This window comes from Nitrosopumilus ureiphilus, assembly GCF_013407185.1.
GTDB classification, from domain to species: domain Archaea; phylum Thermoproteota; class Nitrososphaeria; order Nitrososphaerales; family Nitrosopumilaceae; genus Nitrosopumilus; species Nitrosopumilus ureiphilus.
The window spans coordinates 246,914-264,014 of sequence record NZ_CP026995.1; the positions used below are offsets into that span (position 1 = coordinate 246,914).

Annotated in this window: 22 protein-coding genes and 1 tRNA gene; 8 read left to right on the plus strand and 15 right to left on the minus strand. The window is 34.4% G+C overall.

Going from position 1 to position 17,101, the window contains the following annotated elements:
* Positions 1-78: 78 nt before the first annotated feature.
* The 7 genes from rpiA to C5F50_RS01445 form a co-directional block, all read right to left on the minus strand.
* Positions 79-756, minus strand: a complete 678-nt coding sequence (rpiA, locus tag C5F50_RS01415) for a ribose-5-phosphate isomerase RpiA (RefSeq protein WP_179371950.1) — start codon at positions 754-756, stop codon at positions 79-81.
* The gene (locus C5F50_RS01420; protein ID WP_179371951.1) at positions 757-1,719 is read right to left on the minus strand and encodes a hypothetical protein; all 963 of its coding nucleotides are present in this window, start codon (positions 1,717-1,719) and stop codon (positions 757-759) included. It lies immediately after the preceding gene.
* The gene (locus tag C5F50_RS01425) at positions 1,720-1,887 is read right to left on the minus strand and encodes a 50S ribosomal protein L37e (RefSeq protein ID WP_008297772.1); all 168 of its coding nucleotides are present in this window, start codon (positions 1,885-1,887) and stop codon (positions 1,720-1,722) included.
* Between the two features lie 10 nt (positions 1,888-1,897).
* Complete coding sequence (locus C5F50_RS01430) at positions 1,898-2,134, minus strand: LSm family protein (protein WP_179371952.1); 237 nt, start codon at positions 2,132-2,134, stop codon at positions 1,898-1,900.
* A 58-nt stretch (positions 2,135-2,192) separates the two neighbouring features.
* Positions 2,193-2,915 (minus strand): creatininase family protein, encoded by a 723-nt coding sequence (locus C5F50_RS01435; protein ID WP_179371953.1) that lies wholly within the window; start codon positions 2,913-2,915, stop codon positions 2,193-2,195.
* Between the two features lie 5 nt (positions 2,916-2,920).
* On the minus strand, positions 2,921-3,763 hold the full coding sequence (locus C5F50_RS01440; RefSeq protein ID WP_179372865.1) for a formyltetrahydrofolate deformylase: 843 nt from the start codon (positions 3,761-3,763) through the stop codon (positions 2,921-2,923).
* Between the two features lie 52 nt (positions 3,764-3,815).
* A tRNA-Leu gene (locus C5F50_RS01445) sits at positions 3,816-3,903 on the minus strand.
* A gap of 47 nt (positions 3,904-3,950) precedes the next feature.
* On the opposite strand from C5F50_RS01445, the gene glmM reads away from it, so the two are divergent.
* From glmM to infB, 6 genes are all read left to right on the plus strand, one after another.
* Complete coding sequence (gene glmM / locus C5F50_RS01450) at positions 3,951-5,300, plus strand: phosphoglucosamine mutase (protein ID WP_179371954.1); 1,350 nt, start codon at positions 3,951-3,953, stop codon at positions 5,298-5,300.
* Positions 5,301-5,362: 62 nt separating this feature from the next.
* Positions 5,363-5,749, plus strand: coding sequence for a 50S ribosomal protein L7Ae (gene rpl7ae, locus C5F50_RS01455; RefSeq protein WP_109877675.1), 387 nt, complete (start codon positions 5,363-5,365; stop codon positions 5,747-5,749).
* Positions 5,746-5,958, plus strand: a complete 213-nt coding sequence (locus C5F50_RS01460; protein ID WP_179371955.1) for a 30S ribosomal protein S28e — start codon at positions 5,746-5,748, stop codon at positions 5,956-5,958. Before rpl7ae ends, C5F50_RS01460 begins: the two co-directional genes overlap by 4 nt.
* A gap of 10 nt (positions 5,959-5,968) precedes the next feature.
* A complete protein-coding gene (locus C5F50_RS01465) occupies positions 5,969-6,169 on the plus strand; it encodes a 50S ribosomal protein L24e (RefSeq protein WP_048118108.1) in 201 nt (66 codons plus the stop codon).
* Position 6,170: 1 nt separating this feature from the next.
* Positions 6,171-6,572 carry a nucleoside-diphosphate kinase gene (gene ndk, locus C5F50_RS01470; protein ID WP_179371956.1) on the plus strand — a complete coding sequence of 134 codons (402 nt, stop codon included), beginning with the start codon at positions 6,171-6,173 and terminating at the stop codon, positions 6,570-6,572.
* Positions 6,573-6,578: 6 nt separating this feature from the next.
* Positions 6,579-8,360, plus strand: a complete 1,782-nt coding sequence (gene infB, locus C5F50_RS01475; RefSeq protein ID WP_179371957.1) for a translation initiation factor IF-2 — start codon at positions 6,579-6,581, stop codon at positions 8,358-8,360.
* Here infB and trxA read toward each other — a convergent pair whose 3' ends face one another.
* The 6 genes from trxA to C5F50_RS01505 all read right to left on the minus strand — a co-directional run bounded on the left by trxA (position 8,361) and on the right by C5F50_RS01505 (position 14,756).
* Entirely contained in the window at positions 8,361-8,762 is a 402-nt protein-coding gene (gene trxA, locus C5F50_RS01480) for a thioredoxin (RefSeq protein ID WP_179371958.1), read from the minus strand.
* A 66-nt stretch (positions 8,763-8,828) separates the two neighbouring features.
* A complete protein-coding gene (locus tag C5F50_RS01485; RefSeq protein WP_179371959.1) occupies positions 8,829-8,975 on the minus strand; it encodes a hypothetical protein in 147 nt (48 codons plus the stop codon).
* Positions 8,976-9,023: 48 nt separating this feature from the next.
* Positions 9,024-11,774 (minus strand): fibronectin type III domain-containing protein, encoded by a 2,751-nt coding sequence (locus C5F50_RS01490; protein ID WP_246282099.1) that lies wholly within the window; start codon positions 11,772-11,774, stop codon positions 9,024-9,026.
* Positions 11,775-11,870: 96 nt separating this feature from the next.
* Positions 11,871-13,628 (minus strand): Ig domain-containing protein, encoded by a 1,758-nt coding sequence (locus tag C5F50_RS13030; protein ID WP_246282100.1) that lies wholly within the window; start codon positions 13,626-13,628, stop codon positions 11,871-11,873.
* A gap of 78 nt (positions 13,629-13,706) precedes the next feature.
* Positions 13,707-14,123, minus strand: a complete 417-nt coding sequence (locus C5F50_RS01500; RefSeq protein ID WP_179371960.1) for an archease — start codon at positions 14,121-14,123, stop codon at positions 13,707-13,709.
* An 84-nt stretch (positions 14,124-14,207) separates the two neighbouring features.
* The gene (locus C5F50_RS01505; RefSeq protein WP_179371961.1) at positions 14,208-14,756 is read right to left on the minus strand and encodes an HD domain-containing protein; all 549 of its coding nucleotides are present in this window, start codon (positions 14,754-14,756) and stop codon (positions 14,208-14,210) included.
* 436 nt (positions 14,757-15,192) lie between these two features.
* On the opposite strand from C5F50_RS01505, the gene C5F50_RS13155 reads away from it, so the two are divergent.
* On the plus strand, positions 15,193-15,324 hold the full coding sequence (locus C5F50_RS13155; RefSeq protein ID WP_280924463.1) for a hypothetical protein: 132 nt from the start codon (positions 15,193-15,195) through the stop codon (positions 15,322-15,324).
* A 29-nt stretch (positions 15,325-15,353) separates the two neighbouring features.
* Here C5F50_RS13155 and C5F50_RS13350 read toward each other — a convergent pair whose 3' ends face one another.
* Complete coding sequence (locus tag C5F50_RS13350; protein ID WP_342448758.1) at positions 15,354-15,494, minus strand: VOC family protein; 141 nt, start codon at positions 15,492-15,494, stop codon at positions 15,354-15,356.
* A 31-nt stretch (positions 15,495-15,525) separates the two neighbouring features.
* Between C5F50_RS13350 and C5F50_RS01510 the strand changes: the two genes are divergently transcribed.
* Positions 15,526-16,476, plus strand: coding sequence for an MDR/zinc-dependent alcohol dehydrogenase-like family protein (locus C5F50_RS01510; protein WP_179371962.1), 951 nt, complete (start codon positions 15,526-15,528; stop codon positions 16,474-16,476).
* A gap of 28 nt (positions 16,477-16,504) precedes the next feature.
* On the opposite strand, the gene C5F50_RS13160 is transcribed toward C5F50_RS01510, so the two are convergent.
* Positions 16,505-16,636 carry a hypothetical protein gene (locus tag C5F50_RS13160; RefSeq protein WP_280924464.1) on the minus strand — a complete coding sequence of 44 codons (132 nt, stop codon included), beginning with the start codon at positions 16,634-16,636 and terminating at the stop codon, positions 16,505-16,507.
* Positions 16,637-17,101 lie beyond the last annotated feature (465 nt).

Sequence of the window (17,101 nt, forward strand, 5' to 3'; positions counted from 1 at the left end):
ATATTTTAATGTTGTCACATTTATGACATTATGTCATTTATTCATGGTTATGTAAAATACGCGGTTTTTGATTATTTTCTATTTCAGAATGTCGAATTTGCCGCCTGTTTTGGCTTTGTAGATAATATCTGGCTTTCTCAGAAAAATACCTGATTCTAAAACTCCTGTGGTTTGCTTGATTTTTTGAGTAAGAACTTTAGGATTCTTTATTGTTCCAAAATCACAATCCAAAATTATGTTGCCATTTTCTGTAAAGAATGGGTATCCTCTATCAAGTGAGCGCAATTCTGCCTTTCCTCCTATCTTCTCAATTGATCTAACTACTAAATTTCTTGCAAGTGGATGAACTTCTACTGGAACAGTTCTAGTGAAATTTTTTACAAATTTTGTACTATCTGCCATAACAATGACTTTTTTTGCAAGACTAAACAAAATATTTTCTCGTAATAGTGCGCCTCCGCCTCCTTTGATTACATATTTTTGAGAGTCGATTTGATCTGCTCCATCAAACACAATATCGATGTGATTAACATGATCAGCTTCGACAAGTGGAATGCCTACTTTTTCTGCAATCAATTTGATTTGCAGTGATGTTGAAATTCCTATAATTTTGTAATTTTTTAGTTTGATTAATTTTCCAAGTGATTTTACAAGTGTAGTAGCTGCTCTTCCACTACCTAATCCAATGATATAGTTGTCTTTAACTAACTTTAATGCATCATTTGACAATGCCACAATGGCATTATCGTAGAACAATCACTCTACCTCTGCTTGATCAAGCTTTGATAAAACTCTCATGATGTTTCCCTTGATTTTATCTAAATCATCAGCATCATCATCAAAGTCATCATTTAGTGTAGTCTTTGGCTTTTCTGGTTCTGGTAGTGCCTTGTGTTCTGTAATTTTTGCTACTTCTTTGTTAATGTCTGGTTTAGTTTCAAAACTTACTTCTGGTTTTGGTGCAACTGATTGAATAATCTCAATTTTGTCTTCGACTTTGGGTTTTGGTTGAATAATTTCTTCAACTATTTCTTCTTTAGGTTTAATTAGTTCCGTTTGCATTACTCTTGGTTGTGGCATTGGTTTTACAACCTGTTTTTCTTCTTTTTCAAAGAGTGGGAACTTTGGTTCATTTCTTGAAATGTTAGTTAGTGTAGTTAATTCAAATGACTGTCTTGATCTTGTTGCAGGAATTTCAATTGGTTTTGTCTCTGTCTTCTTTGGGATTTCAAAGTTGAATGTATTTTTGAAAGCCTTTGAAATATCTTGTTTTGGTTCTTTCTTTACTTCTTTCTTTTTACTTTCTGTCTCAACTTTAGCAGTTACAATCTTTGATGATAACTCATACAATCTATCATCTAGTTTTGATAGTTTTTGATCCATCAAAGTAATCAAACCGTCTCCAACTGGACCCAAGTCTGGATGCTTGCTTGCTTGTTCTAGTTTTTCTAGCTTAGCTAAAACAATTCCTAATTGATGTTGGTACTTGAGTAATAGTTTATCTTTTTGAATTTTAGAAAATTCTGTATCAGCTTGATATAATCTTGATATTGTTTTAGTGAGAATATCTTTTTCTATTTTTAGAGAACTAATTTGACTTTTGATGTGAGAGCTGGCACCAAGACTAAGTAGCTGATTTTTGTCTCTTGGCATTTTTCGTACTGCAGCAGCAGTAGCTACACCTGCTAATGAACTAAGAATTAAAACAATTTCTTGCATCTATGTATACCATTTAATCCAGGAATACTTTCTGCGTTTAGCCTCTGGGAATCCACAACTTGCACATTGGTGGTGACGTTTATGAAGTGAGTTTTTACCACATCGTCTACATCTGATGTGAACTTTTTTCTTTGTAAAACCACCCATAGAAGTTGTGCCTTTAGTCATCTCAAATCACCTAATGTTGTGCTGGTGGAGGAGAAATCATAACGACATTGTCTCCTCTAACTACAATGCTTCCAAGGCTTTTAGAATCGCCTTCAACAGGAATTTCCTCTGAAGAATCGAGTAGCAGGTTCATGTGTTGGTCAAAACCTAGAAGCATGCCTCTAATGGTTTTGTTCCCTTTGAGTTTTATCAATACGACTTGATTGATACTCTCATCCAATACTTTTACTGCCATATCAACGGACATCTATAATCACTTATTGACTTGGATATCGAGGCGTTATATTAAATTTCCATTGGTGAAACTATGAGCTATGCCCAGTAAGGCAAGTTTGACACCTTTTTGATAGATTATTGATGATTTCAGCTAAAATTACCTGTCCATCTTTCTTTGTGGCTTTTGTTGGATCCCCCCAAATTCCATTTTTGGTAGCTTTTGGAAATGATTGATTTGCTAGTTTTCCAAGTTTCTGAATTTGCTGTTTTGTCATTTTGTCTGTGATTAGTCCTTTTTTAGCTGAATTCATTTTGACATTTTTTGAGATTGCAAGCATTAGTGATGTTTCTACAAATCCTGCATGATCAAAATCCCTTCTCATAAAATGCCAATAAGATAGCGAGAAAACCTTTATCTTGTCTTTTGAGAGTTTCTTTAGTTTGATATCTATATTTTTTATAGGTTTTAGATTTCCATGATGCCCATTAATTATGAAAACTGTCTTGATGCCATTTGATAATAATGATGTACACAAATCAGAAAGAACTGTACGCAAAGTTGATTCTCTAATACTCAGATTGAAAAATGGTGCATGCTCAAATGAAACTCCATAGGTGATGGTTGGAAGCAGAAGGTATCCATTTTTTTCTGAGATTCTTTTTGCAACCTCAGTTACAATGTCCGTATCAGTTGATATTGGTAAGTGTGGGCCGTGTTGCTCAATTGATCCCACTGGAATTACTGCAACTTGTTTTTTCTTTAAAATTAATTTTCTAAGATTTGGATCGAACTGAGATTTGATTTCTGCCATCTAATTCACTTAGATTTGATGTGAACCTTTCTCCAACGAACTTCAAGTTTATTTTCCAGATGCATCTTTGTTGCTTTGAGTAGTGTATCTGCTTCTAGTTTTTGTCCCTTTGCCTTTATTTTTTCAAGCGTATCGTTAGGATCTACCTTGAAGGAATCTTGGAATATGATTGGTCCCTGATCCAAGTTTTCTGTAACATAATGTGAAGTTACACCAACAATTTTTGTGCCTCTCTCAAATGCCTGCGCATATGCTAATGCACCTGGGAATGCAGGCAGCAATGATGGGTGAATGTTAATGATTCTATTTGGATATCTCCAAACAAAGTTGGGGCTAAGAATTCTCATGTATCTTGCAAGTATAATCAAATCAATGTCGTATTTTTTACAGATCTGAATAATTTTCTCTTCTGCTTCCTCTTGCTTTTTATCTTCTACTGAAACAAATGGGATCTTTGCCTTCTTTGCTAATGACTCTAATGTCTTTTCAGTACCAACTATTACTGATATTTTTCCTTTTAGAGACTTTGTATTTTTAAGAATAGTTTCAAGACATAACGGCTCTTTTGTTACAAATATTGCAATGTTTTTCTGTGAATTAGTTTCATGATGCGTGCTTACATCCATCTTTTCTTTTTTAGCCAAGCTTTGAATCTCTGAATCAAATTTCTTCACATCAAGTGATTTTGAGAATGATACTTCCAGATACATTCCAAAAAGACCTTTGATTACATTTTGATTTACTTTCTCAATGTTTCCACCTCTTGAAAATGCAAAATTAGTAAATGTAGCTACAATTCCTTCCCTATCTTTGCCTACAACTGTAATTCCAACTACTGTTTTTTTCATGACTTTGTTTGGTGAAGATTTTCTCATTATTAATCATTCACAGAAATCAAAATGGTGCGGGAGGTGGGATTTGAACCCACGAACTCCTAAGAGATAGGGTCCTAAGCCCTACGCCTTTGACCAGGCTGGGCGACTCCCGCAACGACTTTGCCATTAAACACAAATTTATCTATTATTGAATAGTGACATGGCAAAATTTTTTGGAACTAATGGAATTCGTGGAGTGTTCTCTGAAGATTTTACTTTAGAATTTGTACATGATATGACTTTGGCTGTTGGAACTTACTTTGAGAAAGGACCTGTATTAATTGGATATGATGGACGAGAATCAAGTCCAATAATTTGCAAGGTTGTTAGTTCAGCTCTCAATTCAATTGGAATTGATTGCAATGTTGCAGGAATTATTCCAACACCGTGTCTTGAATTTGCAGTAAAGATTTTGGGATATTCTGGCGGCATCATGATTACTGCATCTCACAATCCTTCACAATACAATGGCATCAAGCCTGCTGCAAAAGATGGTGTCGAGATTTCACGAGAAGATGAGTTAGTAATTGAAGATATTTACTTGAAAAAAAGTTGGATTACAAATCCTTCAAAATGGGGTACTACAGGAATAGAAGAGAGAACTATTGAGACGTATCTGAATGGAATTTTATCTCATATTGATTCTAAATTAATAAAATCAAAAAAGTTCAGAGTTGTTTTAGATTTAGGAAATGGTGCACAGGTAGTATCTGCACCAGATTTTTGTAAAAAGTTACAATGTGAAACATTTCTTGTAAATGAAAACATTGATGGAAATTTTCCAGGACGTGGATCAGAACCAACACCACAAAATCTTTCAATACTTTCAAGGACTGTGACTGAAAACCATGCAGATGTTGGCATTGCATTTGATGGAGATGGTGATAGAAGTATATTTTGTGATAATAAAGGTGACATTTTAACTGGTGACAAGTCTGCACTTGTACTAACTCAACATATCTTAAAGAAGAACCCAAACTCTTTGGTTGTAACTTGTTTGAATTCAGGATACAACATTGAAAAAATTGCTGAGAAGTTTAATTCCAAAGTTATCAGAACCAAAGTTGGAAGTGTTGAAGTTTCTAGGAAGATGGTTCCAACTGACGCACTGATTGGATTTGAAGAGAATGGTGGATTCATGTATGGAAAACATAATCAAGTAAGAGATGGTTGTATGACGTTAGGATTAATGCTTGATCTTTTGGCAACTTCTGGAAAATCCCTATCTGATGAGATTTCTCTTTTACCGCTATCCTTTATTACAAAAGACAAGGTACCATGTCCTCCTGAAAAAGTGACAGAATTAATATCCTCTCTTAAAGAAGAGTTTCCAAGTTTTGATGTGACAGACGGAATCAAAATTTCAATTGATCCTAAAAACTGGGTAATGGTTAGACCTAGTGGAACAGAACCAATAGTTAGAGTATATGCAGAAGCTGAAAGCCAAGAGAAACTAGACTCTTTGATGTCTGAATACCTCAAAAAAGTCAAGACAATCATTTCCCGATAACACTTTTAAAACCATTCCAACGTTTTGAGAGAATGGAGAATGAACCCTAAGGGTGACGAAGTATGGGAAAATCATATTATGTTAAATTCGAAACGCCAGAGGATCTCGTAAATCCAATCTTAGAGGCCGTTAGAGTAGCATCTACTAGCGGTAAAGTAAAGAAAGGAACCAACGAAGCCACAAAGGCAATTGAACGTGGTACTAGCAAACTAATTGTTATCGCTGAAGATGTAGAACCACCAGAGGTAGTCGCACATCTTCCAATTCTATGTGAGGAACAAGGTGCAGCATATGCATTTGTACCCAGCAAACAAGAATTAGGCAAGTCTTTGGGTATTGATATCACTTCTGCCGCTGCAGCAATTTTGGATGCTGGTGATGCACAACACATTGTAGACCAAGTTGTATCATCAATTGCTAAAATTAAAGGTGGAAAGACTGATCAATGAGCTCTACAACTGAAGAAGTAGTTCAATCTGAAATTATTCAAATTGTTGGACGAACTGGTATTGCTGGTGAAGTAATTCAAGTTAGAGTCAAAGTTCTTACTGGTAAAGATAAAGGTAGAATTCTTACAAGAAACGTCAAAGGTTCTGTTAGAGTAGGAGAAATTCTAATGCTAAGAGAAACAGAGAGAGAAGCAAAGAAAATCAAATAGGTGATAAGTAATGAGTCTTTTAGTTAAACCATGCAATTTCTGTGACAGGCCTGTCGCCAAAGGTTCTGGTACAATGCTTGCAAAAAATGATGGAACCGTTCTATGGTTTTGCTCTTCAAAATGCAAAAAGAATATGCTAGAACTAAAACGTGATCCAAGAAAATTAAAGTGGACAAAGAAATACGTCAAAGGCGGAATTAGAAAGAAGTAGATTGACTGAACAATCTCTATTCATTGTAAAGCCAGATGCAGTAGCTAGAAATCTAGTTGGTGAAGTCATATCAAGATTTGAAAGAAAAGGATTCAAACTATTGAAATTAAAGATGTTTACGTTTACTCAACAACAAGCAGAGAACTTTTACGGTGTACACAAAGACAAACCATTCTTTGGTGAATTGACATCATTTATCACATCAGGACCTGTAGTTGCAGCAATCATTGAAGGAAATAATGCAATTGCAACTACTAGGATTATGATTGGCGCTACAAAATCATTTGAAGCTGAACCTGGCTCCATCAGAGGAGACTTTGGATTAGGATTTAGTGAGAACATTATTCACGCATCAGATTCACAAGAAAGTTTTGATCACGAATCGAGGGTAGCATTTGAGTGATCTGATTTGCAAATTCGTCAGCCCATAGTGGCAGTTCTTGGTCACGTAGACTCTGGAAAAACATCTCTTTTAGATAGAATTCGTGGCACTGGAGTTCAAGGTAGAGAAGCAGGAGGTATTACTCAACACATTGGCGCAAGTTTTCTTCCATCTGAGACAATCAAAGAAACATGTGGAATACTATACAAAAAACTTGAACAGGCAGAACACAAGATACCTGGAATTTTAGTTATAGACACTCCGGGACACGAAGTTTTTACAAATCTTCGTTCACGTGGAGGTTCTGCAGCTGACATTGCAATTTTAGTAGTTGATGTTAATCGTGGATTTCAACCACAAACAAACGAAAGTCTGAAAATTTTACAGAGCAGAAAAGTTCCTTTTGTAGTAGCACTGAACAAATGTGATCAAATTTCTGGATGGAGAAAATCAGAAACCAAATTCATTTCACAAGCAATCAAAGAACAAGACGCGTCAATTCAGACTGATCTTGATCAAAAAATCTATGATGTTGTAGGAACTCTGTCTATTCTTGGATATCAGTCAGAGGCATTTTATCGTGTAAAGGACTTTAAATCAGAGATTGCAATAGTTCCAATTTCTGCACGTTCTGGAGTAGGAATCCCTGAACTTCTCAGTGTTTTGGTGGGGTTGACTCAACAATATCTTCAGAAAAGACTCAATCAGGAAGAAAAAGAACCACGTGGAATAGTTTTGGAAGTTAATGACGAAATAGGATTGGGGCAAACTGCAAATATTATTTTAATTGATGGAACCATAAAAAAAGAAAACAGCATTGTAGTAGCAAAAAGAGATTCTGTAATTGTTACAAAACCCAAAGCAATACTATTACCAAAACCTCTTGATGAGATGCGAGATCCTCGAGACAAATTCAAACCAGTTTCACAGGTAGATGCCGCAGCTGGATTGAAAATTGCATCCCCCGATCTTGAAGGCGTTCTTCCTGGAAGTACTCTTTATGTTGCAACAAATGACGCTGAGATTGAAAAATTCACCAAACTAATTGAAGCTGAAATGAAATCAGTCTTTATTGATACTGAAACTAATGGAATTATCCTCAAATGTGACACTATCGGTTCACTTGAGGCCATAGTTGAGATGCTAAGGCGCTCACAAGTACCTGTCGCAAAGGCCGACATTGGCCCTGTAAATAGACGAGATATCATGGAGGCAAAAGCAATCAAAGAAAACGACAGACATCTAGGAATCGTTTTGGCATTTAATGTAAAGATTTTACCTGATGCAAAAGAAGAATCAGAAGACAGTCACATCAAAATTTTTGAAGACAAAGTAATCTACAGCTTGATTGACAACTACAACACATGGGTTGAAGAAGATACTGCAAACGAAGAAGATGCAATGTTTGCAGAATTAACTCCTGTTGCAAAATTTACTTTTCTTAAAGGAATGGTATTTCGAAATAACAATCCTGCAGTATTTGGGGTTCGTGTGGATGTTGGAATTCTAAAACATAAAATTCCATTTATGAATATGTCTGGACGCAAAGTTGGAACAATTCACCAATTGCAGCTTGATAAAAAAACAGTATCTTCTGCAAAGGCAGGAGATGAAGTTGCATGCTCTGTTAATGATGTGACGATTGGAAGACAGATCTTTGAAGAAGAAGTTTTCTATACTTTTCCTCCATCACCTGAGGCAAAAAAATTACTCACCAAGTACATGCATAAACTAAGTCCTGAAGAACAAGAAGTTTTAAACGATATAGTTAGAATCCAGAGAGAAAAAGAACCAATTTACGGATATTAATTATTGAGAATGTTTCTTGCAGATCATATGAATTCCAGGAGCTCCTACAGCTCCCATCATTTTATCCACAATCTGGCCTGACTTGAACATAATGAATGTTGGAATGGATTGTATGCCAAACTTCATTGAAATGTTTTGATTTTGATCTACATTTACTCTGGCAAATTTCACATTAGGATATTTCTTTGAGATGCTCTCAAATACTGGGTGCATAGACTTGCATGGACCACACCATTCTGCCCAAAAATCAACTAATGTTGGGTTCTCAGCCGATACTACATGATCAAAATTAGATCCATTCAAATCTATAATGCCTGGCTCAATTTTAGGCTGGTTTTTTTGGTTGAGTATTTCAGCTAATTTTTTTTTCATTATTTTTTGAATTTCTGGATCTTCAGACATTAATTACAAGAAATTACTTCTACTAAAAAATCTATACAGATTTGATCTTAAATCATTGCTTATGCACTAATCGTTTTCTGTTTTAATAGGGATTGCCTCAAACCTTCGTGATTTACACATTGGGCACTGATCTATGTATCTTGTAAAGCTAACAGAAGTATATGCAATACCACAGTCTCCACAAATTCTAAGATTTCGACTTAGCTTCCCCATACTGATGCTGATAAAACATTATGATTAAAACTTAACCTTTTCTGTAAATTACCAAAATTGCCACCAAGGCTTTACAGCTGGCTTCTCAACAATTGTGCAAACTCCTTCAATCAGATTTGTTCCAGGACCGCATATCCCAAATTTTTTCTCTACAACTTTAGGTTCATCCAAACCTACTGCCTGATAAATTGAATCATACTCTGAAAAATTATCATCAAACCATTTTTTGTAACTTGCCTCATTGTTGTATCTATCAACATAACTTTGCGGATCTTTTGTTTCATCAACAAATAAAGCTGGAATTTGCAGTGGTTCATCCAAACCTACTGCCTGATAAATTGAATCATACTCTGAAAAATTATCATCAAACCATTTTTTGTAACTTGCCTCATTGTTGTATCTATCAACATAACTTTGCGGATCTTTTGTTTCATCAACAAATAAAGCTAGTCCAAGCTCTTTTGGTTCCATTATTAGTTCAGGCACTGTTACTGGTTGTGAATTATCAACAATGTCATTTACCGTAATTGTGATTGTTTCTCTATCTGAAAGTCCATCCTTTTTTGCTACCACATCAAATGTGTAAGTTTTTCCACCATCAAATGTTGATGGGGTCCATAAAAACATGCCTGTATTTGATATAATTTTTGCACCTACTGGTGAATTTTTCTCTAAACTAAACACTACGTCTTTGACAGAATTATCCTGAAGCTTGACTGTAAATGACAGGATTTTTCCTTCATCTATTGTAAGTTTCCCCAATGGATTGATTTGAACATTTGTTGATCTTGGTGTGACAGAAAATTCGTTTGATGGTTCACTTGTTCCTACAATATTGATTGCTGAAACTTTGTAAGTATACTTTACATTTGTAATTAGATTTGTATGTGAATATGATCTAGTTGTACTTTGAGTATTTTCAACTAATGTGGTATATGAATTCCCATCTTTTTTCACTTCTATTTTGTAGCCAACAATTGGTGTGTTTCCATCATTTACTGGTGGGCTCCATGATAAATTGACTTGACTTGAAGAAACTATAGATGCTGTTAATTTTATTGGCGGCGTGGAAACTTTCATTTGTACCTGCTCTGATGTTAGTGGTACCTCGGATGTATTAACAGAATCTTCTCTGGGGGTGGCAGACGCTGTGTTTGATTCTTGTGTTGAACCAAATCCAATTTTTGCACTTACTGCAAATGTGTATTTTTTATCAGTTACTAAATCACTAACAATAAATGTCATAGTGTCACTATTTGTATCTCCTAGATTATCATAAACTCCTGGTATGATTTCTCGTTTTATTTCATAACCTGCAACTGTTTGTCCAAAAGTTTCTGATGGTGGAAACCATGAAAGTTTTATCTGATTAGGTGATATTGCTGTAGCAGTTAATGCTGCAGGAGTTGTTGTATGTGCTGGTTTCATTGAAATAATTGATGATGCAACACTTGTTCCTTCTGAATTAATAGAGTATACACGATAATGATAGGTTGACTTTGAATCAAGTCCTTTGTGAACAAATGATGTAGTTGTACTTTTAGTGTTATCAGTGATCATGATAAATTCTCCTGAACCAATTTTATATTCTATTTTGTATCCTGAAATTGTTGGTACGTTTTTATCCATTTCAGGTTCTTCCCATGAAATTATTATTGAAGTTGGAGAAATTGGAAATGCATTTAGATTATCTGGTTTATTTGGAATGAGAACATCTGGTTCTGGATTTATGTTAAATGCTTGAACTCTGTTATTATCTGAATCAGTCACAAACAACAGTTCATTTTTTGTATCAAGTGCTATTCCCATGGGAGAATCAAATTTTCCATCACTTGTTCCTACAGAACCAAACTTTTCAACAAAACAAACACCATCAACTATTTCTTCAGTTCCACTAGGACATGTTGTACCATTAATTATCTCAAATGCTTGAACTCTGTTATTGTCTGTATCTGCAACATATAGCAAATTACTGTTGGAATCAAATGCTAACCCTGATGGATCATCAAACTCTCCATTGTCATTACCTGCAGAACCAAATTGTTTTACAAAACAAACACCATCAACTGATTCATCTGTCCCACTAGGACATGTTGTACCATCAACTAGCTGAAAAATAACTATTCTATCATTTCCTGTATCTGCAACATATAGCATTTCTTCAGAGTTATTAATTACCATGTAAGTTGGATTTCGAAAATCATCATTTCCATCAAATGAATCAAACTTGAATAGAAAGTCACCTGTAGAATCAAACACAGATATTGAATCTCTTTCGATATCTGAAACTAGAATATTCCTAGTTGATTCTTGCACTACGATTCCTTTAGCTGAACCAAGATATTCATCAATACCGCTATCTGATGAACCAAATTTTGATTGAAATTCCCCATCATCATCAAATATCTGAACTCTGGAATTATCTGAATCTACAACAAAAAATTTTCCTAATGCATCTCTGGCAATACTGATTGGATCATTGAATTGACCGTCTCCTGCTACCTCTGCCCCATCTGCATTGTTATTACAATTTTGAATTACTACAATATCACAAAATGAGCCATACCTAAAGTCATCGTCTCCGTCGTTTTCAAAGACGTTTACTCTATTGTTTTTGTTATCTACAACATAGACATTTTTTCCATTTTTATCCACTATCACGTCAGTTGGAGTATCAAGTTCATCATTATCTGAACCTAATGAACCAAATTTGAAAGCAAATTCTGGTTCTGCATATGCAATTTGGATAGATGTTATACAAATTGCAAATAGTATGCTAAAAATTATTTTTTTTTCCAAATTATAATTATTTCCTTAAATGCAAATTTAATAAACTGAATAATTAATTTCACTACCCTTTTGATCAATTGAGGTTTACAATATGTCCGGATTTCTCTAAATTTTGATGTATTTTTTAGATTTCAAAATTATTATTGCGGGTGCTACAAAATACATTCCAATATTCATCAAAATCACGCCTATTCCATACCCTAGAACCTCTGATTCTGAATCAGCATATGACAAGATTGACAATGATGATAGCAATGGGGTAATTCCAATCTTTACTGCTTCTCTAAATACAGGATTCTCTCTTTCCATATCTGCAATTGTTGGTGAGAATGAATAGTAGAATTGATTGAATCCTGCCATAAATGATGCCCCTGAATCAGTGTTCATTAGCTGATTGTCACGAATTTCTCTGAGCAATTGAACTTGTGGGGACATCTCTGTTCCATATGTTGCAGTTGCAATTAGACAACCTCCACCTTCGGAATTATCAGTAATGACACACAATCCGTCAACCAAATCCGTTCCTTCACCACACTCACCAAATTCTGGTTCATCAATTTCTGGCTCTTGAATACCTACAGCATCATAAATTGTTACATCTGGGTATGTTTCATCAAACCATTTTTTGTATGTATCTTCTCTATTATATCTGTCAATGTAATATTGGGGATCTAAATTTGGATCAACAAATGGTGCTAATTTTTTGGGTTCATCCAAACCTACTGCCTGATAAATTGAATCATACTCTGAAAAATTATCATCAAACCATTTTTTGTAACTTGCCTCATTGTTGTATCTATCAACATAACTTTGCGGATCTTTTGTTTCATCAACAAATAAAGCTGGAATTTGCAGTGGTTCATCCAAACCTACTGCCTGATAAATTGAATCATACTCTGAAAAATTATCATCAAACCATTTTTTGTAACTTGCCTCATTGTTGTATCTATCAACATAACTTTGCGGATCTTTTGTTTCATCAACAAATAAAGCTGGAATTTGCAGTGGTTCATCCAAACCTACTGCCTGATAAATTGAATCATACTCTGAAAAATTATCATCAAACCATTTTTTGTAACTTGCCTCATTGTTGTATCTATCAACATAACTTTGCGGATCTTTTGTTTCATCAACAAATAAAGCTGGAATCTCTAATTTTTTAGGTTCTGGTTCAGGTGAGGTTTGTTTAGGTTTAGGTTTTGGTTCTGTATATGCTTGCTTTACAGTAATTGTTATTTTTTCTTTATCCTCTTGATTTCCTTTATTTACAACAATATCAAAATTATAAAATACATCTTGTATGTTCCCATGAGATTTAGATGGTGTCCATACAAATTTACCTGAATTTGGATCTATTGTGGCACCAGAAGGTGCATTGTTCAAACTAAACACTGCATCAGTTACTGAACTGTCTGCAAGAGTAGCTGTAAATGTTATAGTTTTTTCTACTTCAACTGTTTTGTCTCCAATTGAATTTAGTTGCAATACATAGTCAGGAACATCAAATACTTTCTTTCCATCAAATTCAAGTGTTATTGAAGTACCGTTTTCAATTTTATATACAAATGCTGTTGCGTTATAAGTCCCAACTATTGAAAAAATATTTTTTACCGATTGTGGTATTGTTTCAAATCCTCCTTCAGGATCAGAAAATCCTCCAAGTAATTTTGCTTTCCCGTTGGGATCCTTTACAACTACATTGACTAACACACTACCTTCACTCTCATTTCCTAAAAATGAAATTTTTTCATCAATCGTGTAGAAATTCTTTCCCATGGAAACTTCTATGACCTCTGCATAAGATGGAATCACCATTAACACAAATAATGAGAATGTCGCAAATACTGCTAATTTAGTGCGCACAATATTGATACTCCAAGTTTATTTTTAAAAAACGCGTATAATTTCTTCTTCTTTTGTGCAAAGAAATATTCACTAAACTCACAAATCTAGGAGAAATCTCATGTATGTTTGACTATTTGTCTTAATTTCCATGTCATAAAATGTTGGAGCCTTTATCTCGACTTTGAAATTGTGCTTATGAGTATCAAGTGGCTCCCCGTATGCTACTGCATTAATTTTATAGCCATCATTTTCCTCGATATTAAACTCAATCCTCTTAATTGCAAATCCTTCAGTAATTAAAAGAAATGGAATCTCTTCAAGCCAGCTAAATAGGAGATAACGCAAATCTTTTCCATTGGCAGTGAATTCTTTTTTGTCTTTTTCTTCAACTTTGTCTTGATCAAGTGTCAAATTAATTTCTGCTTCAGCTGCTACAGCAAATGCTTCTTTGATGTCTTTTGCAGTAACCTCAATTATTGCATCAGTTGCATGATCTAAAAATTTGTAACTCAATTGTATTTTTTAGAAAACTTTCTGATTATTAATCTAGCCTATTTTATACAATATGTGACCCGAGAAAAATAATTTTTCATGATTCTAATTGAAAGTAATAGCCCTTTGACCGTATCGTTTTAGGATCTGATTTATTGTTTCTAGTAATGTAACAATTTTAGGATAATCTGTATTTATCAAATCCTTTTTAATGATTGTTAGATAATGTCTTTTTTGTTTTACCTCACGCAGTTTTTTTGATTTTGATGCATCATAATTTTTCAAATCACTCAAGTTTGCAGAAATATCACAAAGTTTGATTAGTTTTGCATCCAATGATGCTTCTTTGAGTTGTACGTTGTATGCTTTTTCTCTTTGTTTTCTTGGTAATGTTTTGTCTTTAGTCAAAGATGATACAATTACTGCAATCCTATCTCCAAACTGCTCATACAAACTATCAAAACTAGTATCAGTGTCTTCAATAATATCGTGAAGCCATCCTGCACTTAGAAGTTCTTTATCAATTACACCTAAACTCTTGAGTCTGTTAACTACATCTTCTAGGTGTTTTGAGTAAGGAGCAGTGTTATCTTTTCTAAACTGTCCTGCATGTTTCTTTTTTGCAAGTAATTCTGCTCTTTTTACTAATTCCAAGATTTATTCCTCATGTGGTAAAATTTGTATTATTTCTACTGTTGTTTAGACTATTGTGCTTCTCATCCATTTCTATTATTCCAAACATGTTGCCCTCAGTGTTAGTACATTGTGCAAACCATCCAATTTTTGGAATTGTCATTTTTGGAACAATTAACTGTCCACCTTTTTCTATATTTTTTTATAATCACATGGCAAGAAGACCACCATATGCTTATACGGTGGATGAATCGCAAACTAACCACATTCTCAAATATGAGTAAAGTCATACATTGTATAATGACTGTGGTACCGCAGGAATTGCAGGAACCATCAAATACAAAGGCCTGAGCTGTGAGAACAGCAGTCCCCGACCAAGGGATGTGAGAGCCACAACCACAAACGTCTGCGAAGCAACTTTGAGACTCGATGAAGCAGGAAGAGGCCACCCAACAAGTTGGGTGGTAGTTCACAGTCATCAAGTGATGGAACTCTGATGATATTTGAGATTTCTATCTGTCCTGACATTCTATTTGATAGCCCCTCGTTAATTCTAGGCTCTTCTGTTCCTGTTGTTGCCATCCAATAGTCCATTGGTCCGTCCCATTTCTCAAACTTTCAACCAAACACTTCTCTGTAAAATTTTTGTGCCCTCTGAGGATCATCTACTGGTATGTCAAAATGAAAAATTCTTGATATAACTTTCCATCTCGCTAAATTATTTAAAACTGATCTTTTTATTTTGAAGAATTTCAGTATTTTAAAATTGGATGCCTATTGAAATGATTTGATGAAAGCTGCTTATTTTGATGGAGAAAAAATGACTTTTGATCAAAACTATCCAGAACCAAATTCTGCTGAAACATTAGTTAGAGTAAATCTGGCAGGAATTTGTGGAACTGACTTGGAGATTCTAGATGGATACATGAAGTATAGTGGAATCTTGGGTCATGAATTTGTTGGAACTGTAGAAAAATCTGAAAATTCTGAACTAATTGGAAAAAGAATTGTGGGTGAAATTAATGTTGGATGTGGAGTTTGTGACTCTTGTAAAAATGGAATGTCTCGACATTGTCCTAACAGAACAGTTCTTGGAATTTTAAAAAGAAATGGAGCATTTGCAGAATTTGTCTCACTTCCTGAAAAAAACTTACATGTTTTACCTGATTCAATTAGTGATGAACAAGCTGTGTTTATCGAACCACTAGCAGCTGCATTTGAAATCAAAGAACAAGTAAAACTGGATCCTCAATGGAATGTTGCAGTGATAGGTGATGGAAGACTGGCACAATTAATTGCACAAGTATTGAAATTATCTTGTATCAATACCACATGCTTTGGTAGGCACAAAAATAAACTCCAAAGTTTGGATAAACTAGGAATAAAAACGAAGATTGGAATTGAATCTTCAGATGAATTCACTTTTGATTTAGTGGTGGAGGCTACTGGAAGTAATTCTGGATTTTCTGACACTATGAAATTAACAAGACCGCGTGGAATTGTTATTTTAAAATCAACCATTGCATCAAGAGAAAATCTTGATTTGACTCCTACAGTAGTCAATGAAATAACGTTGATTGGCTCTCGTTGTGGATTGTTTAAACCAGCAATTGACGCACTCGCTACTGGAATGGTCACAGTTGATGATATGATCGATTCCACATTTCCTCTTGAGAAATTTCAAGAAGCAATTATTCATGCAAAAAAGCCTGATACGTTAAAGGTATTTCTAAAACCATGATTTGAATTATAATCTCATCTAAATTGGTTTATTCTAAGGGAAAATCAATCTCACAGATAGTGCATTTTCCTCTCTGGCCTTTGTATCGCTCTTCAAAATATTCAATAATCTCAGCACTGCATACCAGACATGTTATTTCTTCATCACCTTGTTCTTCCACATTGATAGATGCTGTTCATCACTTTTATCCATATCCTAGTACCTGGCAAGAATTCTGATCTCACAAGTATTGTAATTTGTAAAATTTTGAAAAATCGCTTGAAAATATGAACAAATGAATTAGTCAAAATTAAGAGAACTAGTCCAATAAAAAATCTACTCTGATACTTTGACATCTATAATTTTTTCAACCCAGTCATCTGTTTTTTAACTCATCTTTTGTAAATTCCCTTTCTTGTTTAATTGCAGTTTTTAACATATCTGCCATAATTCCTTTTATTCCATTGCTTCCTTACTGTACAAAAATATTTTTAGCATAAATCTCCAATTTTGTAATTTTCCCTTTGATGGATCATAATAATTTAAAATTAAGATCGATCACAGAAAAAATCTCATAAAATTCATTTAGATGTTTTTTACAAGATTGAAAAAACAAGATCTTTGTAACTTAAATGAATTTTATCTA

Bases quoted from the DNA above. Each gene is read 5' to 3' on its own strand.
- C5F50_RS01460 (WP_179371955.1), top strand. From the start codon at position 5,746: ATGAGCTCTACAACTGAAGAAGTAGTTCAATCTGAAATTATTCAAATT.
- rpl7ae (WP_109877675.1), top strand. From the start codon at position 5,363: ATGGGAAAATCATATTATGTTAAATTCGAAACGCCAGAGGATCTCGTA.
- trxA (WP_179371958.1), bottom strand. From the start codon at position 8,762: ATGTCTGAAGATCCAGAAATTCAAAAAATAATGAAAAAAAAATTAGCT.
- C5F50_RS01465 (WP_048118108.1), top strand. From the start codon at position 5,969: ATGAGTCTTTTAGTTAAACCATGCAATTTCTGTGACAGGCCTGTCGCC.
- C5F50_RS01510 (WP_179371962.1), top strand. From the start codon at position 15,526: ATGAAAGCTGCTTATTTTGATGGAGAAAAAATGACTTTTGATCAAAAC.
- C5F50_RS01435 (WP_179371953.1), bottom strand. From the start codon at position 2,915: ATGGCAGAAATCAAATCTCAGTTCGATCCAAATCTTAGAAAATTAATT.
- C5F50_RS01420 (WP_179371951.1), bottom strand. From the start codon at position 1,719: ATGCAAGAAATTGTTTTAATTCTTAGTTCATTAGCAGGTGTAGCTACT.
- C5F50_RS01430 (WP_179371952.1), bottom strand. From the start codon at position 2,134: ATGTCCGTTGATATGGCAGTAAAAGTATTGGATGAGAGTATCAATCAA.
- C5F50_RS01440 (WP_179372865.1), bottom strand. From the start codon at position 3,763: ATGAAAAAAACAGTAGTTGGAATTACAGTTGTAGGCAAAGATAGGGAA.
- C5F50_RS01485 (WP_179371959.1), bottom strand. From the start codon at position 8,975: ATGGGGAAGCTAAGTCGAAATCTTAGAATTTGTGGAGACTGTGGTATT.
- C5F50_RS01425 (WP_008297772.1), bottom strand. From the start codon at position 1,887: ATGACTAAAGGCACAACTTCTATGGGTGGTTTTACAAAGAAAAAAGTT.
- glmM (WP_179371954.1), top strand. From the start codon at position 3,951: ATGGCAAAATTTTTTGGAACTAATGGAATTCGTGGAGTGTTCTCTGAA.